Annotated in this window: 18 protein-coding genes, 3 rRNA genes and 1 riboswitch; of the genes, 19 read left to right on the top strand and 2 right to left on the bottom strand. The window is 40.4% G+C overall.

The annotated features are described in order from the left end of the window. Positions 1 to 1,003: 1,003 nt before the first annotated feature. The 19 genes from C2I06_RS21695 (at position 1,004) to purD (ending at position 21,692) form a co-directional block, all read left to right on the top strand. The gene (locus tag C2I06_RS21695) at positions 1,004 to 1,195 is read left to right on the top strand and encodes an NUDIX hydrolase (RefSeq protein ID WP_095334372.1); all 192 of its coding nucleotides are present in this window, start codon (positions 1,004 to 1,006) and stop codon (positions 1,193 to 1,195) included. A 286-nt stretch (positions 1,196 to 1,481) separates the two neighbouring features. Then, positions 1,482 to 2,018 (top strand): 2'-5' RNA ligase family protein, encoded by a 537-nt coding sequence (locus C2I06_RS21700; protein WP_095334373.1) that lies wholly within the window; start codon positions 1,482 to 1,484, stop codon positions 2,016 to 2,018. Positions 2,019 to 2,306: 288 nt separating this feature from the next. Further along, positions 2,307 to 3,854, top strand: a 16S ribosomal RNA gene (locus C2I06_RS21705). Positions 3,855 to 4,333: 479 nt separating this feature from the next. Further along, a 23S ribosomal RNA gene (locus C2I06_RS21710) occupies positions 4,334 to 7,268 on the top strand. A gap of 90 nt (positions 7,269 to 7,358) precedes the next feature. Beyond that, positions 7,359 to 7,475: ribosomal RNA gene (gene rrf / locus C2I06_RS21715) — 5S ribosomal RNA — on the top strand. Together the 16S, 23S and 5S rRNA genes form the textbook arrangement of a ribosomal RNA operon. 262 nt (positions 7,476 to 7,737) lie before the next feature. Then, positions 7,738 to 8,283 carry a DUF2179 domain-containing protein gene (locus C2I06_RS21720; RefSeq protein ID WP_095333460.1) on the top strand — a complete coding sequence of 182 codons (546 nt, stop codon included), beginning with the start codon at positions 7,738 to 7,740 and terminating at the stop codon, positions 8,281 to 8,283. Next, a complete protein-coding gene (locus C2I06_RS21725; RefSeq protein ID WP_047944722.1) occupies positions 8,276 to 8,473 on the top strand; it encodes an NETI motif-containing protein in 198 nt (65 codons plus the stop codon). Before C2I06_RS21720 ends, C2I06_RS21725 begins: the two co-directional genes overlap by 8 nt. Before the next feature lie 110 nt (positions 8,474 to 8,583). After that, positions 8,584 to 8,685, top strand: a riboswitch (purine riboswitch). Between the two features lie 124 nt (positions 8,686 to 8,809). Then, positions 8,810 to 9,298, top strand: a complete 489-nt coding sequence (purE, locus tag C2I06_RS21730) for a 5-(carboxyamino)imidazole ribonucleotide mutase (RefSeq protein ID WP_095333458.1) — start codon at positions 8,810 to 8,812, stop codon at positions 9,296 to 9,298. Further along, positions 9,285 to 10,439, top strand: coding sequence for a 5-(carboxyamino)imidazole ribonucleotide synthase (purK, locus tag C2I06_RS21735; protein WP_171509280.1), 1,155 nt, complete (start codon positions 9,285 to 9,287; stop codon positions 10,437 to 10,439). Before purE ends, purK begins: the two co-directional genes overlap by 14 nt. Before the next feature lie 3 nt (positions 10,440 to 10,442). Beyond that, the gene (gene purB / locus C2I06_RS21740) at positions 10,443 to 11,735 is read left to right on the top strand and encodes an adenylosuccinate lyase (RefSeq protein ID WP_123258835.1); all 1,293 of its coding nucleotides are present in this window, start codon (positions 10,443 to 10,445) and stop codon (positions 11,733 to 11,735) included. 136 nt (positions 11,736 to 11,871) lie between these two features. After that, complete coding sequence (purC, locus tag C2I06_RS21745) at positions 11,872 to 12,591, top strand: phosphoribosylaminoimidazolesuccinocarboxamide synthase (protein WP_095333454.1); 720 nt, start codon at positions 11,872 to 11,874, stop codon at positions 12,589 to 12,591. Continuing rightward, a complete protein-coding gene (gene purS / locus C2I06_RS21750; RefSeq protein ID WP_016205034.1) occupies positions 12,584 to 12,838 on the top strand; it encodes a phosphoribosylformylglycinamidine synthase subunit PurS in 255 nt (84 codons plus the stop codon). The genes purC and purS overlap by 8 nt, the downstream gene beginning before the upstream one ends. Further along, the gene (gene purQ / locus C2I06_RS21755; protein WP_095333451.1) at positions 12,835 to 13,521 is read left to right on the top strand and encodes a phosphoribosylformylglycinamidine synthase subunit PurQ; all 687 of its coding nucleotides are present in this window, start codon (positions 12,835 to 12,837) and stop codon (positions 13,519 to 13,521) included. Before purS ends, purQ begins: the two co-directional genes overlap by 4 nt. After that, complete coding sequence (gene purL / locus C2I06_RS21760) at positions 13,505 to 15,721, top strand: phosphoribosylformylglycinamidine synthase subunit PurL (RefSeq protein WP_095333449.1); 2,217 nt, start codon at positions 13,505 to 13,507, stop codon at positions 15,719 to 15,721. The genes purQ and purL overlap by 17 nt, the downstream gene beginning before the upstream one ends. Then, a complete protein-coding gene (gene purF / locus C2I06_RS21765) occupies positions 15,706 to 17,118 on the top strand; it encodes an amidophosphoribosyltransferase (RefSeq protein WP_047944712.1) in 1,413 nt (470 codons plus the stop codon). The genes purL and purF overlap by 16 nt, the downstream gene beginning before the upstream one ends. Before the next feature lie 79 nt (positions 17,119 to 17,197). Further along, positions 17,198 to 18,229, top strand: coding sequence for a phosphoribosylformylglycinamidine cyclo-ligase (purM, locus tag C2I06_RS21770; RefSeq protein WP_095333447.1), 1,032 nt, complete (start codon positions 17,198 to 17,200; stop codon positions 18,227 to 18,229). 16 nt (positions 18,230 to 18,245) lie between these two features. Continuing rightward, the gene (purN, locus tag C2I06_RS21775; protein ID WP_095333445.1) at positions 18,246 to 18,827 is read left to right on the top strand and encodes a phosphoribosylglycinamide formyltransferase; all 582 of its coding nucleotides are present in this window, start codon (positions 18,246 to 18,248) and stop codon (positions 18,825 to 18,827) included. Positions 18,828 to 18,870: 43 nt separating this feature from the next. After that, on the top strand, positions 18,871 to 20,406 hold the full coding sequence (gene purH / locus C2I06_RS21780) for a bifunctional phosphoribosylaminoimidazolecarboxamide formyltransferase/IMP cyclohydrolase (RefSeq protein ID WP_095333442.1): 1,536 nt from the start codon (positions 18,871 to 18,873) through the stop codon (positions 20,404 to 20,406). 29 nt (positions 20,407 to 20,435) lie between these two features. Next, positions 20,436 to 21,692 carry a phosphoribosylamine--glycine ligase gene (gene purD / locus C2I06_RS21785; protein WP_123258836.1) on the top strand — a complete coding sequence of 419 codons (1,257 nt, stop codon included), beginning with the start codon at positions 20,436 to 20,438 and terminating at the stop codon, positions 21,690 to 21,692. 231 nt (positions 21,693 to 21,923) lie between these two features. Here the strand turns inward: purD and C2I06_RS21790 are convergent, their stop codons facing one another. Both C2I06_RS21790 and C2I06_RS21795 read right to left on the bottom strand, forming a co-directional pair. Then, on the bottom strand, positions 21,924 to 22,808 hold the full coding sequence (locus C2I06_RS21790; RefSeq protein ID WP_095333462.1) for an SDR family oxidoreductase: 885 nt from the start codon (positions 22,806 to 22,808) through the stop codon (positions 21,924 to 21,926). 115 nt (positions 22,809 to 22,923) lie between these two features. After that, entirely contained in the window at positions 22,924 to 23,298 is a 375-nt protein-coding gene (locus tag C2I06_RS21795; RefSeq protein WP_095333438.1) for a YgaP-like transmembrane domain, read from the bottom strand. Positions 23,299 to 23,350: the final 52 nt, after the last annotated feature.

Here is a 23,350-nt window from a genome sequence, read left to right on the forward strand (position 1 = left end):
CATAAAGTCAATATGTTTACGATAGTCATTTTCTCCGTTGGAAGAGATGGAACCTTTTGTTCGGGATAGCGAAGCAGCGAGCATATGAAGAAGAATAGTTGGTTTCCCCAGCTTCATTTGGACCTAATAATGCTGTACAACAATTATTTTTAATGGTGAAAGGAGATTTACTTATTGCTTGATGGTCTTTAAAATGTTATTTCTAATGATTTACTTGTACGAACGTTTTAGTGTCTCCTAATTTTTTTCTTCCTATGCCAAAATATAAAATTGGTCCGAGTAAACTAATGAATAAAAAGAAGAGTGGAGGCATCTTCGTTTCCTTCTTTTGCAAATCTAATAAGTCTTTTCTCATTGTCCAAAGTAAAATCGATGCCTCCTTTTTCTTTTTCAAATCATAAGACGGTTAATCACTGCGAATAGTTCATTTAATTTTATTTTTTATTCTATATTTACTATTACTAAAAAAATCTTTATGGAATAATGTTCATAAAAAGGATGTATGTTAAGCTTCTATTACCTTAATTGATTTCTAAATGTTATGAAAAGATGAAGAGATGGTTAGGGGAAATTGGGAGCAGATTAGGCAAGGAAATGATTGAAACTATTATTTGTAAAAACGGATTTCTTTAATCTTATAAGTGTATCTTAAGATGCCTATTAGATTATAGGTAACGTTTTTAACAACTGTTTAATAAGGGTGAAATAGCCAAGTATGCTTTAATACATTTTTTAACTGTCATTCGCATCTATTGATGATTTTGTTAAAGCGTATAATAAAGAGGTAATCTGGATTCATAACTAACTTGTTCTTTTTTTATAAAGAATCGCTTATGATATATCAACAATCAATAGCTTTATGTGAAGTTTCGAATAGGGATAAGAAAAATAGAAATTAGTCTAGAAAAAGTAAGAAATAATAACTTGTATGAAGTTTTGAGAAAGTTCCTTAGTGAAAAATATTTCATGGGGGTTAAAATAGAAAGACTGCGGAGGTACTAAAGTGCAATTTAATGAAAGGATAGGTCGGGATATAAAGGGAGAATACCAGAAAATTCGTCGCCGAGTAGCAGTAAGGGCTGTGATGATTGAGAAGCAAAAGATTTTACTTATGCAAACAAATAAAGGTGACTTTAAGTTTCCGGGAGGAGGGACTTGTAGAAGCGTTATGGAGAGAAGTGAAAAGAATATCTAGGAAAAGTAATAGATAATCAAGTTGATTAGTACGATAAGCATATATATTTTCAAATGGTATCTCATTATTATCTGTGTGAGCTTGTAAAAGATGAAAAGATGGAGCAAGAGCTAGACGCTTATGAGTTTGAACTCGATTCTACGCCAGTATGGATATTTGTTGATAAGGCGATTGAAGAAATAAATATGCATTATCTCAATTAAATTACAATCCTTGGATAGCTAGAGAAAATTCGATTTTAGAAAAAATAAAAGACACTATCTATTAAATAAAGGAGAAGATTGCGATGTATGCAGTAGTTGCATTGTTTAATCTAGAATTAGAACAAAGAATAAAAATGATATGGGAAGGCTTAGAGAGTAACGAAATATCCTATTATGCGAGAGAAGTCGGTGATAGAGTGCCACATATTACACTAGCAAACTATAAAGATATTCCGGTCATGAGCTTTATACATAAGATGGGAACTTTTTATAAAGGTAAAGAAAAAGTTAGAGTTGATTTTCAGACAATAGGATCTTTTATAAATACAAAAACGTTATTTTATTCCCCGACTATAACTGAAGAGTTACTTGATTTACATTCTGATCATCATAGAAATTTCGCCTCCTTTATTGATGATGAAGAGTCGGTATATCTTCCGGGTAAATGGGTTCCGCATTGCACCTTAGCTAATAGACTTTCAGAAGAAAAACTTAAGGATGCATATAATTATTGTTTAAAGATGGATGAAAAGCTAAAAGGGGAAATAAACCGAATAGGATTAATTAGAATAGATAGTAAAAAGCATGCTCCTCTTATATATTCTGAGAGTTTAATTTGATTGGAAAAATATAAAAAACTGTTGACGATTGTATGGATAATTGTTATTATGTAAAAGTTACCTTGAATGGTAACGGAAATTGATAATTTAATAGTTGAAAGTTTTTAAGAAAGTTATTGACTAGTAACTATTAAATGTGATAATATATAAAAGTTGCATCTGATAGCAACGATAAATTGCTCTTTGAAAACTGAACAAACAAACGTCAACAATAATCGTTTTATAACTAGCGTTATAAAACAAAAAAGTAACAAAAAGCTAGAGTTTAGCAATGAGCTAATCAACTCTTTATTGGAGAGTTTGATCCTGGCTCAGGACGAACGCTGGCGGCGTGCCTAATACATGCAAGTCGAGCGGACTTTAAAAGCTTGCTTTTAAAGTTAGCGGCGGACGGGTGAGTAACACGTGGGCAACCTGCCTGTAAGACTGGGATAACTTCGGGAAACCGGAGCTAATACCGGATAATCCTTTTCCTCTCATGAGGAAAAGCTGAAAGACGGTTTACGCTGTCACTTACAGATGGGCCCGCGGCGCATTAGCTAGTTGGTGAGGTAACGGCTCACCAAGGCAACGATGCGTAGCCGACCTGAGAGGGTGATCGGCCACACTGGGACTGAGACACGGCCCAGACTCCTACGGGAGGCAGCAGTAGGGAATCTTCCGCAATGGACGAAAGTCTGACGGAGCAACGCCGCGTGAGTGATGAAGGTTTTCGGATCGTAAAACTCTGTTGTTAGGGAAGAACAAGTACAAGAGTAACTGCTTGTACCTTGACGGTACCTAACCAGAAAGCCACGGCTAACTACGTGCCAGCAGCCGCGGTAATACGTAGGTGGCAAGCGTTGTCCGGAATTATTGGGCGTAAAGCGCGCGCAGGCGGTCCTTTAAGTCTGATGTGAAAGCCCACGGCTCAACCGTGGAGGGTCATTGGAAACTGGGGGACTTGAGTGCAGAAGAGAAGAGTGGAATTCCACGTGTAGCGGTGAAATGCGTAGAGATGTGGAGGAACACCAGTGGCGAAGGCGACTCTTTGGTCTGTAACTGACGCTGAGGCGCGAAAGCGTGGGGAGCAAACAGGATTAGATACCCTGGTAGTCCACGCCGTAAACGATGAGTGCTAAGTGTTAGAGGGTTTCCGCCCTTTAGTGCTGCAGCAAACGCATTAAGCACTCCGCCTGGGGAGTACGGCCGCAAGGCTGAAACTCAAAGGAATTGACGGGGGCCCGCACAAGCGGTGGAGCATGTGGTTTAATTCGAAGCAACGCGAAGAACCTTACCAGGTCTTGACATCCTCTGACACTCCTAGAGATAGGACGTTCCCCTTCGGGGGACAGAGTGACAGGTGGTGCATGGTTGTCGTCAGCTCGTGTCGTGAGATGTTGGGTTAAGTCCCGCAACGAGCGCAACCCTTGATCTTAGTTGCCAGCATTCAGTTGGGCACTCTAAGGTGACTGCCGGTGACAAACCGGAGGAAGGTGGGGATGACGTCAAATCATCATGCCCCTTATGACCTGGGCTACACACGTGCTACAATGGATGGTACAAAGGGCAGCAAAACCGCGAGGTCGAGCAAATCCCATAAAACCATTCTCAGTTCGGATTGTAGGCTGCAACTCGCCTACATGAAGCTGGAATCGCTAGTAATCGCGGATCAGCATGCCGCGGTGAATACGTTCCCGGGCCTTGTACACACCGCCCGTCACACCACGAGAGTTTGTAACACCCGAAGTCGGTGGGGTAACCTTTTGGAGCCAGCCGCCTAAGGTGGGATAGATGATTGGGGTGAAGTCGTAACAAGGTAGCCGTATCGGAAGGTGCGGCTGGATCACCTCCTTTCTAAGGAAAATGGAATTTACATTCCATCAAAGATTGTTGACGATTTGATTGTTCAGTTTTGAGGGAGCAATTAATTCCTCAAAACAGTAATAAGTTTGAGGGTAAAGAGAAACAAGTAGATCAAGGAAGCAAATGCGCGAGCACCGGAGCGTACGACAGTACGTGAGGAGCAGAGCGAAGAAGCTGACGAAGAGATGCGAAGTTTATCTTTAGCCGAAATTGTTCCTTGAAAACTAGATTATGAATAGTAAGAACCAAGAAAGAAACCGAGTAATCGCCATCTTAGATTCTCTATTTTAGAGAATTACTTCTTTGGAAAGTAGTCGTATTAAACGAATACTCCTTCAAAGATTGGAGAGCAAAGAGAAGCAAGTAGGTCAAGGAAGCGACCGAACGAGCACCAGAGCGTACGACAGTACGTGAGGAGCAGAGTGAGGAAGCTGACGAAGAGATACACCGCTTATCTTTGGTCGAAACTAAGTTAAGTTAGAAAGGGCGCACGGTGGATGCCTTGGCACTAGGAGCCGATGAAGGACGGGATTAACACCGATATGCTTTGGGGAGCTGTAAGTAAGCTTTGATCCAGAGATTTCCGAATGGGGAAACCCTCTATCCGTAATGGGATAGAATCTTTACCTGAATACATAGGGTACTGAAGGCAGACCCGGGGAACTGAAACATCTAAGTACCCGGAGGAAGAGAAAGCAAACGCGATTCCCTGAGTAGCGGCGAGCGAAACGGGATTAGCCCAAACCAAGAGGCTTACCTCTTGGGGTTGTAGGACACTCTATATGGAGTTACAAAGGAACGGGGTAGACGAATTGATCTGGAAAGGTCAGTCGTAGAAGGTAAAAACCCTGTAGTCGAAACTTCGTTCCCTCTTGAGTGTATCCTGAGTACGGCGGGACACGAGAAATCCCGTCGGAAGCAGGGAGGACCATCTCCCAAGGCTAAATACTCCCTAGTGACCGATAGTGAACCAGTACCGTGAGGGAAAGGTGAAAAGCACCCCGGAAGGGGAGTGAAATAGATCCTGAAACCGTGTGCCTATAAGTAGTTAGAGCCCTTTTATGGGTGATAGCGTGCCTTTTGTAGAATGAACCGGCGAGTTACGATTACATGCAAGGTTAAGTTGAAGAGACGGAGCCGCAGCGAAAGCGAGTCTGAATAGGGCGAAATAGTATGTGGTTGTAGACCCGAAACCAGGTGATCTACCCATGTCCAGGGTGAAGTCCAGGTAACACTGGATGGAGGCCCGAACCCACGCACGTTGAAAAGTGCGGGGATGAGGTGTGGGTAGCGGAGAAATTCCAATCGAACTTGGAGATAGCTGGTTCTCTCCGAAATAGCTTTAGGGCTAGCCTCAAGATTTAGAGTATTGGAGGTAGAGCACTGTTTGGACTAGGGGCCCCCATCGGGTTACCGAATTCAGACAAACTCCGAATGCCAAATACTTATTCTTGGGAGTCAGACTACGAGTGATAAGATCCGTGGTCAAGAGGGAAACAGCCCAGACCACCAGCTAAGGTCCCAAAGTATACGTTAAGTGGAAAAGGATGTGGAGTTGCTTAGACAACCAGGATGTTGGCTTAGAAGCAGCCACCATTTAAAGAGTGCGTAATAGCTCACTGGTCGAGTGACTCTGCGCCGAAAATGTACCGGGGCTAAACGTATCACCGAAGCTGTGGATTGACATCTTTGATGTCAGTGGTAGGAGAGCGTTCTAAGGGCGTTGAAGCTAGACCGTAAGGACTGGTGGAGCGCTTAGAAGTGAGAATGCCGGTATGAGTAGCGAAAGATGAGTGAGAATCTCATCCACCGAATGCCTAAGGTTTCCTGAGGAAGGCTCGTCCGCTCAGGGTTAGTCGGGACCTAAGCCGAGGCTGAAAAGCGTAGGCGATGGATAACAGGTTGATATTCCTGTACCACCTTTAAATCGTTTGAGCAATGGGGGGACGCAGGAGGATAGGGTAAGCGTGCTGTTGGGTTAGCACGTCCAAGCAGTTAGGCTGGTAATGAGGCAAATCCCATTACCACATAAGCGGAGCTGTGACGGCGAGGGAAATATAGTACCGAAGTTCCTGATTCCACACTGCCAAGAAAAGCCTCTAGCGAGATTTAGGGTGCCCGTACCGCAAACCGACACAGGTAGGCGAGGAGAGAATCCTAAGGTGAGCGAGAGAACTCTCGTTAAGGAACTCGGCAAAATGACCCCGTAACTTCGGGAGAAGGGGTGCTCTTGCGGGTGCAAGCCTGCGAGAGCCGCAGTGAATAGGCCCAGGCGACTGTTTAGCAAAAACACAGGTCTCTGCGAAGCCGCAAGGCGAAGTATAGGGGCTGACACCTGCCCGGTGCTGGAAGGTTAAGAGGAGGGGTTAGCACGTTAGTGCGAAGCTCTGAATTGAAGCCCCAGTAAACGGCGGCCGTAACTATAACGGTCCTAAGGTAGCGAAATTCCTTGTCGGGTAAGTTCCGACCCGCACGAAAGGTGTAACGATCTGGGCACTGTCTCAACGAGAGACTCGGTGAAATTATAGTACCTGTGAAGATGCAGGTTACCCGCGACAGGACGGAAAGACCCCGTGGAGCTTTACTGCAGCCTGATATTGAATTTTGGTACAGCTTGTACAGGATAGGTAGGAGCCTTGGAAGCCGGAGCGCTAGCTTCGGTGGAGGCATTGGTGGGATACTACCCTGGCTGTATTGACATTCTAACCCGCACCCCTGATCGGGGTGGGAGACAGTGTCAGGTGGGCAGTTTGACTGGGGCGGTCGCCTCCTAAAAAGTAACGGAGGCGCCCAAAGGTTCCCTCAGAATGGTTGGAAATCATTCGTAGAGTGTAAAGGCACAAGGGAGCTTGACTGCGAGACCTACAAGTCGAGCAGGGACGAAAGTCGGGCTTAGTGATCCGGTGGTTCCGCATGGAAGGGCCATCGCTCAACGGATAAAAGCTACCCCGGGGATAACAGGCTTATCTCCCCCAAGAGTCCACATCGACGGGGAGGTTTGGCACCTCGATGTCGGCTCATCGCATCCTGGGGCTGTAGTCGGTCCCAAGGGTTGGGCTGTTCGCCCATTAAAGCGGTACGCGAGCTGGGTTCAGAACGTCGTGAGACAGTTCGGTCCCTATCCGTCGTGGGCGTAGGAAATTTGAGAGGAGCTGTCCTTAGTACGAGAGGACCGGGATGGACGCACCGCTGGTGTACCAGTTGTCTTGCCAAAGGCATCGCTGGGTAGCTATGTGCGGAAGGGATAAGTGCTGAAAGCATCTAAGCATGAAGCCCCCTCAAGATGAGATTTCCCATAGCGCAAGCTAGTAAGATCCCTGAAAGATGATCAGGTTGATAGGTCAGAGGTGGAAGCGTGGCGACATGTGGAGCTGACTGATACTAATAGATCGAGGACTTAACTAAAATAATCTTAGCGTAAGCTAAGAAAGATTACTTGTTCTTTCTTTTACTTCATAATCTAGTTTTGAGGGAATAACCTCAAAAATTAAATAGTCTGGTGGCGATAGCGAGAAGGTCACACCCGTTCCCATACCGAACACGGAAGTTAAGCTTCTCAGCGCCGATGGTAGTTGGGGGTTCTCTCCCTGTGAGAGTAGGACGTTGCCAGGCACTAAAAGACCTAAGAGCATATGCTTTTAGGTCTTTTTTCTATACTAAATATTATCCGAATCATAAATCTGATTTTAGGGATTAATTTGTCAAAGTTGAATTAGATATGAAAATGAAAAAATTCTACTTTCTTCTATTATTTAATCCTTTTTCTGATTTATCTGTCTTCTGTATGTAGAGGGAAGATTGTTTACTTCTCTCTAAATAGGTAATTATAAGTATAATATAGGAATGATTAATACATCTGGGAGTGAGAAAGTATATGCTTGAAAATAGTGTTACAATGATATTGATTATTCTTGTAATTAATATTGTTTATGTTTCTTTTTTTACGATACGAATGATTTTAACTTTAAAGGGACAAAGATACTTAGCTGCCTTCATCAGTATGATTGAGGTAGTCATTTATGTTATTGGATTAGGGCTGGTTTTAGATAATTTAGATCAAATTCAAAACTTGGTTGCCTACGCTATTGGTTATGGAATAGGAGTCATTGTAGGGATGAAGATAGAGGAAAAACTGGCTTTAGGATATATAACAGTAAATGTTATTACAAAGGAATATGATCGAGATTTACCGAAATCATTAAGAACACAGGGATATGGAGTAACAACGTGGACTGCACAAGGATTAGAAGGCGACCGTATGGCTTTGCAGATATTGACTCCTCGAAAATATGAATTAAAATTATATCAAACAATTAAAGAATTAGACCCAAAAGCATTTATAATTGCATATGAGCCAAAAACAATATATGGCGGGTTCTGGGTGAAAAGTGTTAAGAAAGGAAAGTTATTTAATGAGTAAGAAAAAAAGATTTGAAGTGCAAACAAATGAGTCGATTGATGACTGTTTAGACAGAATGAAACAGGAAGGCTATATGCCAATAAAGCGGATGGAAAAGCCTGTTTTTAAAGAAGTAAAGGTAAATGGTCAAATGTCTTATGAGCCTGTGTCACAGCAAATAATCTTTGAAGCTATCCAATTAGAAGGTTAAATCACGAACAATAAAAATAAAACTATATTAATTGTTCGACATTTAGTGTTGACAATATATAAATATGCTTGTTAAGATGGTATAGTGTTAACTAACAGATAAACGAAATAATTGTTTAATTAAATAGCCCTCATATAATAATGGGAATATGGCCCATAAGTTTCTACCCGGTAACCGTAAAATACTGGACTATGAGGGAAAGTGAATGAAAAAGAGCTGAAAAAAGTAGAAACCTACTTTATTCAGGTTTATTTAAGCTCTGGACAGATACTTTCTCTCTTTTAGTGTAGAAGTTTTCTGTCTAGGGCTTTTTAAATTGGAATCAGGGGGAAGAGCATGACCGCATCAGTTGGTATTATCATGGGGAGTAAATCAGATTGGGAGACAATGAAGCATGCTTGTAGCATATTAGATCAACTGGAAGTAGATTACGAGAAAAAAGTAGTCTCTGCTCATCGTACTCCTGACTTAATGTTTGAATATGCTGAAAGCGCGAGAGATAGAGGAATTAAAGTAATTATTGCGGGAGCAGGAGGAGCAGCACATCTTCCAGGGATGGTTGCAGCTAAGACAACTTTGCCTGTTATAGGAGTTCCTGTTCAATCAAGAGCTCTAAATGGGCTGGATTCATTATTGTCAATTGTACAAATGCCTGGAGGAGTTCCTGTAGCTACTGTAGCAATTGGAAAAGCTGGGGCAACTAATGCTGGACTTCTTGCAGCCCAAATCCTTGGTGCCTCAGACTTAGAAATAGCAGAAAGACTTTTTTCCATGAGAGAAAGAACAAAAAAAGAAGTGATGGAAAGTAGTGATGAGCTTGTCTAATCGAGTAATCTTACCTGGGCAGACGATTGGCATTATAGGTGGCGGTCAGCTAGGGAGGATGATGGCAATTGCGGCAAAAGCACAAGGGTTTAGAATTGCTGTATTAGATCCGACTGAAGACTCTCCTTGTGGGCAGATAGCTGACTATAAAATAGTAGATGCATATGATAGTCTATCTGCTATTAAGAAGCTAGCAGAGATTAGTGATGTCATTACGTATGAATTTGAAAATATAGATGCTGTTTGTCTCGAATGGCTAACGAATAATGCGTATGTTCCTCAGGGTTCAGCTTTATTAGAAATAACGCAAGATCGGGTGAAGGAAAAAAAAGCAATCGAACAAGCTGGTATTAATATAGCTCCATATGTTGTCGTAGAAAAAGCTAGGGATATTTATAATGGATTAGCAGAATTAGGCTATCCAGCTGTTTTAAAAACGGCCCGTGGAGGTTATGATGGAAAAGGCCAATATGTTATTAAAGAAAGCAGCCAAATAGCAGAAGCGGAAAAGCTTTTGAATAATGGAGTCTGTGTATTAGAAAAATGGATTTCTTTTAATAAGGAAATATCAGTTATTATCACTAGAAGTGGAAAGGGAGAAGCTACTGTTTTTCCAGTTAGTGAAAATATTCATCTTAATAATATTTTGCATGAATCAATTGTTCCAGCTCGCATTAGTGACTTAGCAAAGGACTTAGCGATTGAAAAGGCAAGTAAGCTTGCTGAAAATCTAAATTTGGTAGGAACATTAGCAGTAGAAATGTTCCTGACCGAGGATGAAGAGATTTATATTAATGAGTTGGCACCTAGACCACATAACTCTGGGCATTATACAATTGAGGCATGCGAGACTTCACAGTTTGAGCAGCATATCCGTGCGGTGTGCAATTGGCCGTTAGCAAGCACTAGATTATTAAGACCTACTGTTATGGTTAATATTCTCGGTCAGCATCAAGAAAAGATAATCGAACAAATTCCTGAATTACAGGATTGGAAGATCCATCTTTATGGAAAACAGGATCCTAAAGAAAATAGAAAGATGGGGCATGCTACCTTGCTTCGTTCTTCTGTTGAAATGGCTTTGGATGAAATCGAGAATACGCACATATGGAAGGTACAGAAAGAAAAAATCGGAGGATAAACAATGATTGATCGTTACACAAGACCAGAAATGGGAAACATTTGGACAGAGGAAAATCGCTTTAAAGCGTGGTTAGAGGTAGAAATTTTAGCATGTGAGGCTTGGGTAAAGCTTGGTGAAATTCCACAAGAGGATGTAAAAAAAATCCGCAAAAATGCTTCATTTGATATCGAGCGTATTAAAGAAATAGAAATGGATACAAGACATGATGTTGTAGCATTTACTAGAGCGGTATCGGAAACACTTGGAGAAGAACGAAAATGGGTGCATTACGGTCTAACTTCTACAGATGTTGTAGATACAGCACTTTCCTACTTAATTAAACAAGCAAATGAAATTTTATTAAAAGACGTAGAGAACTTTATTGATGTTTTAAAAAACAAAGCGCAAGAACATAAGTATACCGTTATGATGGGACGTACACATGGCGTACATGCAGAACCTACAACATTCGGTTTGAAACTAGCACTATGGCATGAAGAAATGAAACGTAATCTGGAAAGATTTAAAGCAGCTGCTGAAGGTATTGAATACGGTAAGATTTCTGGTGCGGTAGGAACTTATGCTAATATTGATCCTTTTGTTGAGCAATATGTTTGTAAAGAATTAGGATTAAAGCCAGCGCCGATTTCAACCCAGACGTTACAGCGCGATCGCCATGCGGATTATATGTCTACTTTAGCGTTAATCGCTACATCCATTGAAAAATTTGCAGTAGAAATTCGTGGATTGCAAAAAAGTGAAACAAGAGAAGTAGAAGAGTTTTTCGCAAAAGGACAAAAAGGTTCTTCAGCAATGCCGCATAAACGTAACCCAATTGGTTCAGAAAATATGGCTGGTCTTGCTCGTGTGATTCGTGGTTATATGCTGACTGCTTATGAAAATGTTCCTCTATGGCACGAAAGAGATATATCTCACTCTTCTGCTGAGCGGATTATTATTCCTGATGCAACGATTGCCTTAAATTATATGTTAAATCGCTTCAGTAATATCGTGAAAAACCTAACTGTATTCCCAGAGAATATGAAGCGTAATATGGATCGTACACTGGGATTAATTTACTCACAACGAGTATTACTAGCTCTAATAGATAAGGGGCTTACAAGAGAAGAGGCGTATGATACTGTACAGCCTAGAGCAATGGAATCATGGGAAAAGCAAGTACCATTCCGTGAGCTAGTAGATAGCGATGCAGTCATTTCTTCTAAGTTAACAAAAGAAGAAATTGATGATTGTTTTGATTATCACTTCCATATTAAACATGTTGATACGATTTTTAATCGTCTTGGACTATAAAAAAATAAGAGCTGTCACCTAATATGGCAGCTCTACTATAAATTATGAAAACAGAATATACCGAATTTTGAGTAAAAAATTGCAAGTTAGAATTTTTCGTTTTATCCCTAATTTTTTTGATAAGGAGACTCTTCAAATGGAAAAGAGAGCTTTATTGTATGAAGGAAAAGCAAAAAGAGTGTATGAAACTTCGGATGAGAATATAGTTTGGCTGGAATATAAGGATTCCGCTACTGCCTTTAATGGAGAGAAGAAAGCAACTATTACAGGCAAAGGTCGATTAAATAATGAGATTACTAGTTTACTATTCTTAAAATTAAAAGACTTTGGTATTCCATCGCATTTCGTGGAAAGATTGTCAGAAACAGAACAGCTTGTGAAAAAAGTGGACATTATTCCGTTAGAAGTTGTTGTTCGAAATTTAGCAGCAGGCAGTTTTTCAAAAAGATTAGGAATAGAAGAGGGAATTTCGTTATCAAAACCGCTAGTTGAGTTTTACTACAAAGATGATGCATTAGGTGACCCAATGATTACGGAGGACCATATCGAAGAGTTAAAGCTTGCATCAACAGATGAAGTTGCCATTTTAAAGAAAAAGGCATTGGAAGTAAATGAAGTATTATGCAGATTTTTTGGAGAATTGGGAATTAACCTGGTTGATTTCAAATTAGAATTTGGCAAAGACAAAGAGGGAAATGTTCTTCTTGCGGATGAAATTTCGCCGGATACATGCCGACTCTGGGATAAAGAAACTAATGCGAAATTAGATAAAGACGTATTTCGTCGCGATATAGGAAATTTAACAGATGCATATGAAACTATTTTAGCGAGATTAGGGGGCAGTCAACATGTTTAAGGTTAAAGTATATATCACATTAAGAGAAAGTGTATTAGATCCACAAGGAAATGCCGTAAAAGGATCACTGCATTCATTAAATTATAAAGAAGTAGAAGATGTACGTATCGGTAAATATCTAGAATTAACAATTGATAAATCAGAAAGAAACATTGATGAGCTAGTGAAGGAAATGTGTGAAAAGCTGCTTGCTAATACAGTTATTGAGGATTACCGCTATGAGGTGGAGGAGGTTGTTGCACAGTGAAGTTTGCAGTAATCGTATTTCCAGGATCCAATTGTGATGTTGATATGTTTCATGCGGTGAAAGACGAGCTTGGAGAAGAAGTAGAATACGTTTGGCATGATACAGACAGCTTAGAAGGCTTTGATGGAATTTTGCTTCCAGGAGGTTTCTCTTATGGTGACTATCTTCGTACAGGAGCGATTGCAAGATTCAGTAATGTAATGAGAGAAGTAATAAAAGCAGCAGAAGCAGGCAAACCAATTCTAGGTGTATGTAATGGATTCCAAATATTATTAGAAGCAGGTTTACTGCCTGGCGCGATGAGAAGAAATGAAAGCTTAAAGTTTATCTGTAAGCCAGTTGAACTGCAAGTAGTAAATAATAATACGATGTTCTCCTCTGCATATAAGGAAAACGAAGTAATCACTGTCCCGATTGCGCACGGAGAAGGCAATTACTACTGTGATGAAGAAACATTAGCAAACTTAAAAGCAAATAACCAAATTATCTTTACTTACAATGGTACAAATCCAAACGGAAGTTTAGAAAATATTGCGGGAATCATAAATGAAAAAGGTAATGTCCTTGGCATGATGCCACACCCAGAAAGAGCGGTAGATGTGCTTTTAGGTGGAGCAGATGGTCTGAAAATATTTAAATCAATCGTTAGTCAGTGGAGGGAAGCAAATGTCGTTAATGCTTGAACCAAGTCCAGAACAAATTAAATCAGAAGAAATTTACAAACAAATGGGTGTGACGGATGAAGAGTTTGCGATGGTAGAAGGAATTCTTGATCGTCTTCCAAACTATACAGAGATTGGGTTATTTTCTGTTATGTGGTCAGAACATTGCAGTTATAAAAATTCGAAACCAGTATTAAGAAAATTCCCAACGACAGGACCTCAAGTGTTACAAGGTCCTGGTGAAGGTGCAGGGATTGTAGATATCGGTGATGGTCAAGCTGTTGCGTTTAAAATCGAGAGTCACAACCATCCATCTGCTATTGAACCATATCAAGGCGCAGCAACAGGCGTAGGCGGAATTATCCGTGATGTCTTTTCCATGGGAGCAAGACCAATTGCGATTCTTAACTCACTACGATTCGGTGAATTAGATAATGAACGGACAAAATACCTTTTTAAAGAAGTAGTTGCTGGAATTGCTGGCTATGGTAACTGTATAGGGATTCCAACAGTTGGTGGAGAAATTGCATTTGATGATTCCTATGCTGGAAATCCGCTTGTAAATGCGATGTGTGTTGGGTTAATTAATCATGAAGATATAAAAAAAGGCCAAGCGCATGGTGTGGGGAATACGGTTATGTATGTTGGAGCCAAAACAGGACGTGACGGTATTCATGGTGCGACATTTGCTTCTGAGGAATTAACAGAGAACTCAGATGAAAAGCGTCCAGCAGTACAAGTTGGAGATCCATTTATGGAAAAGCTTCTTTTGGAAGCATGTCTTGAACTGATTCAATCAGATGCATTAGTTGGTATTCAGGATATGGGGGCTGCAGGACTGGCAAGTTCCAGTGCAGAAATGGCGAGTAAAGCCGGCTCTGGTATTGAAATGAACTTAGATTTAGTACCACAGCGAGAAACAGGAATGACTGCTTATGAAATGATGCTTTCTGAATCACAAGAACGTATGTTGATTGTCGTGAAAAAAGGAAGAGAACAAGAAATTAAAGATCTTTTCCATAAATATGATTTAGAAGCAGTAGCAATTGGTGTTGTAACAGGTGATAAAATGCTTCGTCTTCTTCATAAAGGAGAAGTAGTAGCAAATGTGCCTGCAGATGCTTTGGCAGAGGATGCGCCTGTCTATCATAAGCCATCTAGTGAACCAACATATTATCGTGAGTTCCAAGCAATGGAAAACTATATTCCTACCGTAAACAACTATGGAGAAACACTTCTTAATCTGTTAAAACAGCCTACAATTGCAAGCAAAGAGTGGGTTTATGATCAATATGACTATATGGTTCGGACGAATACAGTTGTTGCACCAGGCTCTGATGCTGCAGTAGTACGTATTCGCGGAACGAAAAAGGCATTAGCGATGACAACGGACTGTAATGCAAGATATTTATACTTAGATCCAGAAACAGGCGGCAAGATTGCAGTAGCAGAAGCAGCACGTAATATTGTTTGTTCTGGGGCAGAACCACTTGCCATTACAGATAACTTGAATTTTGGAAATCCAGAGAAACCAGAGATTTTCTGGCAAATTGAAAAAGCGGCAGATGGAATTAGTGAAGCTTGCTTAGCTTTGAATGCACCAGTAATCGGCGGGAATGTCTCTTTATATAACGAAACAAATGGAACAGCTATCTATCCTACTCCTGTCATTGGCATGGTCGGATTAATAAAGGATACGAAAGACATTACTACACAAAGCTTTAAATCTGCTGGTGACTTAATTTATGTGCTTGGGGAAACAAAAGCAGAGTTTGGCGGAAGTGAACTGCAAAAATTGCTTGAAGGAACTATTTCTGGCAAGGCACCTTCCTTAGATTTAGAGCTTGAAAAAACGTATCAGCAAGCAGTACTGGAGGCAATTCGTGCAGGCGTTGTAGAATCTGCTCACGATTTAGCGGAAGGTGGCTTAGCTGTTGCTGTTGCGGAAAGCTTAATCAACTCAAAAGGATTAGGAGCCAAAGTAAAGGTTACAGAAGATGCTGTAACAGCACTTTTTAGTGAATCACAATCACGTTTCTTGCTTTCAATTAAACCAGAAAACAAAGAGACTTTTGAAAATTTAGTTCCTGCTACACTAGTAGGAGAAGTTACAGATACAGCCGTTCTTACCATTAGTCAAGGGGAAACTATTCTAGTAAATGAACAGGTTGATTCGTTAACGAATGCCTGGAGAGGAGCAATTCCATGCTTGCTGAAATAAGAGGGTTAAATGAGGAATGTGGCATTTTTGGTGTTTGGGGACATGAGGATGCATCTCAATTGGCATATTATGGACTGCATAGCTTACAGCATCGTGGTCAAGAGGGCACTGGCATTGTAGCGACAGATGGAGAAAAATTAAAAGGAATTAAGGGAGAAGGATTAGTCTCTGAAATTTTCACGCAAGAAGCAATAAAAGAGTTAAGCGGAAAAGCTGCAATTGGGCATGTACGTTATGCCACAGCAGGAGGCGGCGGATATGAAAATGTCCAGCCTCTTCTGTTCCACTTCCAAAGCGGAAGTATGGCACTTGCTCACAATGGAAATTTAGTAAATGCCACAGCTTTAAAAAGCCAGCTAGAAGCACAAGGAAGTATCTTTCAAACAAGCTCTGATACAGAGGTGCTTGCACATTTAATTAGAAGAGGCGGCTTTGCGGCTTTTAAAGAAAGAGTGAAAAATGCGCTGACAATGATTAAAGGTGCCTATGCTTTTCTTATTTTAACGGAAACAGAATTAATGGTTGCCCTAGATCCAAATGGAATGCGTCCTCTTTCTTTAGGGAAATTAGGTGATGCTTATGTTGTTGCATCTGAAACATGTGCCTTTGATGTGGTTGGAGCAGAGTTTGTTCGTGATATATTACCAGGTGAACTGTTAATCATTGACGATAACGGCTTCCGTTCAGAAATGTTTTCTGTCGCTTCTAATATTGCAATGTGTACGATGGAGTATGTTTATTTCTCTAGACCGGATAGCAATATCAATGGGATCAATGTCCATACTGCGCGTAAAAATCTTGGGAAAAGATTAGCAATCGAAGCACCAATTGAAGCAGATGTAGTAACGGGAGTACCTGACTCTAGTATTTCAGCAGCAATTGGATATGCGGAAGCAACAGGCATTCCGTATGAGCTTGGATTAATTAAAAATCGTTATGTTGGCAGAACTTTTATTCAGCCTTCGCAATCCCTTCGCGAGCAAGGTGTCAAGATGAAGCTTTCGGCTGTTCGTGGAGTGGTAGAAGGGAAAAGAGTAATAATGGTGGATGATTCAATTGTACGTGGTACAACAAGTAGACGCATTGTAACGATGCTAAGAGAAGCAGGAGCAACAGAAGTACATGTATTAATCAGTTCTCCACCAATTAAAAATCCTTGCTTCTATGGAATTGATACGTCAACAAAAGAAGAGTTAATTGCATCGAAATATTCTGTAGAAGAACTGCGTGAAATCATTGGTGCTGATTCGCTCATCTTCTTAAGTACAGAAGGAATGATTGATGCGATTGGCCGTACAGATGATGGGGAAAACAGAGGGCATTGTTTAGCTTGCTTTACTGGCAAGTACCCGACAGAAATTTATCCGAACGCTGATCATCCATATGAAAAAGTTTAACAATAACGGTAAATAAAAGAAAGGCGGCATGCGATGATGTCGCTTTTCCATTGAATTATCACAATTTAGGAGGCATAAAATGGCTGAGGCTTATAAACAAGCAGGCGTTAATATAGAAGCAGGCTATGAGGCAGTAACAAGAATGAAAAAGCATGTGAAGAAAACGATTCGTCCAGGCGTTATGGGGGGATTAGGCGGATTTGGCGGCATGTTTGATTTATCTGTTCTAAATTTACAAAACCCCGTTTTGGTATCGGGGACAGATGGGGTAGGAACAAAGCTAATGCTTGCTTTTATGCTGGATAAGCACGATACGATTGGAATTGATGCTGTGGCAATGTGCGTAAATGATATCGTCGTCCAAGGGGCAGAACCAATCTATTTCCTTGACTATATTGCTTGTGGAAAAGCAGAGCCTGGTAAAATCGAGGCCATTGTCAAAGGAATTGCAGACGGTTGTGAGCAAGCCGGATGTGCGTTGGTTGGCGGAGAAACAGCTGAAATGCCGGGCATGTATGGGGAAGAAGAATATGATCTAGCAGGATTTGCTGTGGGAGCTTGTGAGAAAGAAAAACTTATAACAGGTGAAAAAATCCAAGCTGGAGATGTCTTGATCGGTCTCGCTTCTAATGGTATTCATAGCAATGGCTATTCTCTTGTGCGAAAATTATTTTTCGAAAAAGCGAGTATGTCTTTATCTGATTATATCGAGGAATTCGGCTGTACATTAGGTGAAGAGTTAATCAAGCCGACTAGAATTTATGTAAAGCCCGTTCTTTCTGCTTTAGCAGAATTTGAAATTAAAGGTCTCGCTCACATTACTGGGGGAGGATTTATCGAAAATATTCCAAGAATGCTTCCAGAAGGTTTGGGAATGGAATTGGATGAAGCTAATTGGGAAGTACCTGCTGTTTTTGAAAAAATGGAGGGAATTGGCGAAATCGATCGTAAAGAGATGTATAACATCTTTAATATGGGAACGGGAATGGTTCTTGCTGTAAGCAAAGAGGACGAAGAACAGATCATTGATCACTTTACTCGAATAGGAGAAAAGGCGTATACAATTGGAAAAGTAACAGACGACGGGGAAATAAATATCATCCTCAAATAAAGGCGGAGGACTGTATATGAAGCGGATTGCTGTTTTTGCTTCTGGTAATGGATCTAACTTTCAGGCAATAATAAATGCAGTGAAACGAGGCGAATTAAATGCATCTATTACTTTATTAGTCTCGGATAAACCAGGAGCTTATGTGATAGATAGAGCGATAAAAGAAGAAATTCCCACCTTTGTTTTTGCAGCGAAGAATTATCCAGAAAAAGCAGATTATGAAAAAGAAATTTTAATGCATTTAGATAAGAATAAAATTGATTTAATTGTTCTTGCAGGATATATGAGATTAGTAGGCGACACACTTTTACAAGCTTATGCAGGAAAAATAATCAATATTCATCCATCTCTTCTGCCATCTTTCCCAGGCAAGGATGCCATAGGCCAAGCTATAGAGGCAAGGGTCGAGCAAACGGGCATTACGATTCATTATGTGGATGCAGGAATGGATACCGGTCCCGTGATTGCGCAAGAATCAATTATCTTAACTGAAGAAGATACTAGGGAAAGCGTGCAGGAAAAAATTCAGGCGTTAGAGCACCAGTTATATCCAAAGGTAATTCAACAATTGCTCCATAAAGCAGAAGCATTTCATTAATAAGTACGTAATCAACAGGCATGAAATATCAGGAGGAATAATAATGAAAAAAAGAGCGTTAATTAGTGTTTCTGATAAAACAGGTATTACAGATTTTGCAAAAGAGCTTCATGAATTAGGTTTTGAGTTAATTTCGACAGGCGGGACAAAAAAGGCAATTCAAGATAGTGGGATTCCTGTAATGAGTGTTAGTGAAGTCACTGGCTTTCCTGAAATATTAGAAGGAAGAGTGAAAACTTTAAATCCTTATATTCACGGGGGATTGCTTGCTAAATTTGATGAACCTAGCCATGCTGCTCAATTAGAAGAGCATAAGATTGATCCGATCCAACTCGTATGTGTCAATTTATATCCTTTTCAACAAACGATTGCGAAGCCGGATGTAACCGTAGAAGATGCAATTGAAAATATCGATATCGGCGGACCAACAATGCTTCGTGCTTCGGCAAAAAATCATCAGTATGTAACTGTAGTGGTAGATCCGGTTGATTATCAAACGGTTATTTCGGAATTAAAGCAGGGAGCGGAAGTCTCATTTGAAACGAGACGCAGACTTGCTGCAAAGGTATTCCGTCATACAGCTGCTTATGATGCGATGATTGCAGAATATATGACAGAGCTTACGGAAGAGGAAACACCAGAGAAATTAACGGTTACATATGAACTAAAGCAACCTTTACGCTATGGAGAAAATCCACATCAAAAGGCAGCTTTTTACCGCAAGCCTTTAGGATCTGAATTTTCGATTGCAAATGCGACGCAACTGCATGGAAAAGAACTGTCTTACAATAATATCAATGATGCAGATGCTGCTATCCAAATTGTAAAGGAATTTACAGAGCCTGCTGCAGTTGCGATTAAACATAGTAATCCTTGTGGAGTTGGAACAGGCGAAGATATTTTCACAGCTTTCTCGAAAGCATATGAAGCAGATCCAGTCTCTATTTTTGGCGGAATTATTGCATTAAATAGAGAAGTAGATGCAGAGACAGCTAGCAAACTGCATGAAATTTTCTTAGAAATAGTAATCGCTCCTTCGTATTCCCAAGAAGCATTAGATATTTTACAAGCAAAGAAAAATATCCGTTTATTAACGATTCCTTTTGGAACAGGAAGCAGCAAAGAAATGAAATTCACTTCGATTGAGGGTGGATTATTAACACAAGATTTTGATCGCTATTCTTTAGAGGATGCAGCCATCACCATTCCTACAGAGAAGAAGCCTACAGACGAAGAGTGGGAAGCGCTGAAATTTGGATGGAAAATTGTGAAGCACGTTAAGTCAAATGCAATTGTAGTAAATAACAAAGAAATGACGCTAGGTGTTGGTGCAGGGCAAATGAATCGTGTTGGTTCTGCAAAAATTGCTTTAGAGCAAGCGGGAGAAAAAGCAGTAGGGGCAGTATTAGCATCAGATGCATTTTTCCCGATGGATGACACGGTTGAAGCGGCTGCAAAAGCGGGAGTAACAGCAATTATTCAAACAGGTGGAAGTATTCGTGATGAAGATTCCATCAAAAAAGCCAATGAATACGGAATTGCAATGGTATTAACAGGAGTAAGACATTTCAAACATTAATATCTTGAAAGCTTGGGGGATATAAAAGAATGAAAGTACTTGTTATTGGCCGCGGTGGTCGGGAGCATGCGATTTGTACAAAAGTAAGCGAAAGTGAAAAAGTTGAAACAGTTTTTGTAGCGCCAGGAAATGTCGGAATGACTGATGTGGCAGAGCGTATTGAAATAGCAGAAACAGAGGTCGAAAAACTGGTTGATTTTGCACTTACACAAAAGATTGATTTAACCATTGTCGGCCCAGAAGTACCGTTACTTCTTGGTGTAGTGGATGCATTTCAAGCAGCTGGCTTAAAGGTATTTGGTCCGAATCAATGTGCTGCAGAAATAGAAGGAAGCAAATCTTTCGCGAAAGATTTAATGAAGAAATATCATATTCCAACAGGGGAATACCAAACCTTTTCGGATTATGAGGCGGCGAAAGCGTATATTGAGGAAATGGGTGCTCCAATTGTTATTAAAGCAGACGGATTAGCAGCAGGAAAAGGTGTAACCGTGGCGATGAACATGGAAGAGGCATTAGAAAGCATCCAAGAAATGCTTGTTGGCGAAAAATTCGGAAGTGCATCTGCAACAGTTGTTATTGAGGAGTTTTTAGCCGGGGAAGAATTTTCTTTAATGTCTTTTGTGAATGGAGAAACCGTGATTCCATTAGAAATTGCGCAAGATCATAAACGTGCTTTTGACGGAGATAAAGGGCCAAATACAGGGGGAATGGGAGCTTATTCTCCTGTTCCACACATTGATCCGGCAATCGTGCAAACTGCTATTGAAACGATTGTAAAACCTACGGCAAAAGCAATGATAGCAGAAGACAGAACATTTACAGGTATTTTATACGCTGGCTTAATTGCAACGGATAAAGGCCCAAAAGTAATTGAGTTTAACGCAAGACTAGGGGACCCAGAAACACAAGTCATCTTACCACGGATGAAGTCCGATTTAGTGGAAGTCATTTTATCTATTTTAAATGGAGAAACTCCGTCGATTGAATGGTATGAAGAGGATATGCTAGGAGTAGTTATTGCGGCAAAAGGCTATCCAGAAGCATATGAAAAAGGTGCAGTTATCCAAGGATTAGATAAAATGGAGGATGTCTCTATTTTTCATGCGGGAACCGACTTAAATGAAGCTGGTGCATTTACCACGAATGGCGGACGTGTTTTGTTAGTTGCTGCTAAGAGCCGTACATTAAAAGAGGCACAGGATAAAGTATATAAAGAACTAAAGAAATTAGAGAGCGATGGCATTTTTTATCGAAAAGACATTGGCTTTAAAGCAGTAAAATAAGAAGGAATCCCTGTATGTGAGACTTTGTTGATGATTGCATATGGGGGTTTTTTGTTGTTTTAGTATGTTAGTGGAAAACATAAGTATATATAGTGAAAGGCAACAGAGAAAGGCTGTCTGTGCCGGGAAGCAGGAAAAAGAAGGAGCATGGGTAAAAGAGGAAGTCCTCATAGCCCGATAACATGTAAAAAGCAATGTCATAGGTAACGAAAGAACTTCCTCTTTTATAATTTATGCTAATTCAATTCCGCCTGTTATTCCGTATATTTGTGCGGTAACATAGCTAGATTCATCGGATGCTAAGAAAACATAAATACTAGATAGTTCGACTGGTTGTCCAGCTCGTTTTAATGGAGCTTGCTGACCGAATGTTGGGATGGCTTCACTTGGCTGTCCGCCTGTAATTTGTAAGGCAGTCCAAATTGGGCCTGGAGCAACGGAGTTTACCCGGATTCCTTTAGATGCTAATTGTTTGGCAAGTCCACGAGTAAAGCCATTGATAGCAAATTTAGATGGAGCATAATCTAATAAATTGGGACTAGGGTTATAGCCTTGAACAGACGTAGTTGTGATAATAGAAGCTCCCTTTGGCAAGTATGGAAGTGCTGCTTTCACTACCCAATAGAGAGAGAATACATTTACTTCGAAAGTTTTTCTTAGCTGCTCTGTTGAAAGTTCCATAATATCATCAACTGCTTGTTGTTTTCCTGCAACTAAGGCTAATACGTCGAGTCCACCAAGTTCATTATAGGCTTTGTCCACTAAGTCCTTGCAGAAACTTTCATTACTTAAATCTCCAGGTATAAGAATGGCTTTTTGTCCTTCTGCTTCGACTAACTTTTGTACTTCATCAGCATCTTCTTGTTCTTCTGGTAGGTAGTTAATCGCTACATCTGCACCTTCACGAGCATAAGCGATGGCAGCTGCACGCCCAATTCCAGAATCACCACCGGTAACTAATATTTTTCGATTTTTTAATTTACCAGATCCTTGATAGCTAGTTTCTCCACAGTCAGGTTGTGGATCCATTTTAGCTTGGACACCAGGAGGTTCCTGATATTGTTTTGGAAAGTCATCGTTATAGTATAGATCTAATGGGTTTTTTGGCTTTGTCATTTGACCAGCTCCTTCGTTCGTTTCTGTTAATGCATTTACCACATCCTAGCATTCCTAAACCTATATTTAGCAAGAGATAAAGGCTATCCAATCTCTCGGATAGCCCGTGCAGTAATTATTTTTTCATATCATCTGGGGAAAATATCTTCTCTGGACTAAATTGCTCCATCATCTCAGTAACTTCCTTAGATGATGACTCAGAATTATTGGTTTTACTTTCATCTGATGAGGGGATATTGGAACTTTGACTTTTGGAATGGTTGTGCTCAGATTTTGGCATAATTGCATCCTTTTTCTCATAAAGAGCAACAACTGGACAATAACGAACAATCCCTTCTGCAATTTTCATTCCAGCAAGTAGAGCAATAAGAAAATAAGATTGTTTATAAGGCTTTTTTGCCATTTTTGCTGTGCTCCATGCGAGAAATGCACAGCCGCAGGTAATTCGAATAAGCGCATTGATCAAACTTATATTTTGTTTTGGATTCATAAGTTTCGTTCCTCCTACATAAATTTAACAAAACGGTAATATGAATTGTTAC

Origin of the sequence: Niallia circulans, from assembly GCF_003726095.1 — a bacterium.
GTDB classification, from domain to species: Bacteria; Bacillota; Bacilli; order Bacillales; family Cytobacillaceae; genus Niallia; species Niallia circulans_A.

Coding starts and splice junctions, on each gene's coding strand:
- purN (WP_095333445.1), top strand. CDS start 18,246: ATGAAGCGGATTGCTGTTTTTGCTTCTGGTAATGGATCTAACTTTCAG.
- purC (WP_095333454.1), top strand. CDS start 11,872: ATGGAAAAGAGAGCTTTATTGTATGAAGGAAAAGCAAAAAGAGTGTAT.
- C2I06_RS21700 (WP_095334373.1), top strand. CDS start 1,482: ATGTATGCAGTAGTTGCATTGTTTAATCTAGAATTAGAACAAAGAATA.
- C2I06_RS21720 (WP_095333460.1), top strand. CDS start 7,738: ATGCTTGAAAATAGTGTTACAATGATATTGATTATTCTTGTAATTAAT.
- purD (WP_123258836.1), top strand. CDS start 20,436: ATGAAAGTACTTGTTATTGGCCGCGGTGGTCGGGAGCATGCGATTTGT.
- purK (WP_171509280.1), top strand. CDS start 9,285: ATGAGCTTGTCTAATCGAGTAATCTTACCTGGGCAGACGATTGGCATT.
- purE (WP_095333458.1), top strand. CDS start 8,810: ATGACCGCATCAGTTGGTATTATCATGGGGAGTAAATCAGATTGGGAG.
- C2I06_RS21790 (WP_095333462.1), bottom strand. CDS start 22,808: ATGACAAAGCCAAAAAACCCATTAGATCTATACTATAACGATGACTTT.
- purL (WP_095333449.1), top strand. CDS start 13,505: ATGTCGTTAATGCTTGAACCAAGTCCAGAACAAATTAAATCAGAAGAA.
- purB (WP_123258835.1), top strand. CDS start 10,443: ATGATTGATCGTTACACAAGACCAGAAATGGGAAACATTTGGACAGAG.
- C2I06_RS21795 (WP_095333438.1), bottom strand. CDS start 23,298: ATGAATCCAAAACAAAATATAAGTTTGATCAATGCGCTTATTCGAATT.
- C2I06_RS21725 (WP_047944722.1), top strand. CDS start 8,276: ATGAGTAAGAAAAAAAGATTTGAAGTGCAAACAAATGAGTCGATTGAT.
- purM (WP_095333447.1), top strand. CDS start 17,198: ATGGCTGAGGCTTATAAACAAGCAGGCGTTAATATAGAAGCAGGCTAT.
- purF (WP_047944712.1), top strand. CDS start 15,706: ATGCTTGCTGAAATAAGAGGGTTAAATGAGGAATGTGGCATTTTTGGT.
- purH (WP_095333442.1), top strand. CDS start 18,871: ATGAAAAAAAGAGCGTTAATTAGTGTTTCTGATAAAACAGGTATTACA.
- purS (WP_016205034.1), top strand. CDS start 12,584: ATGTTTAAGGTTAAAGTATATATCACATTAAGAGAAAGTGTATTAGAT.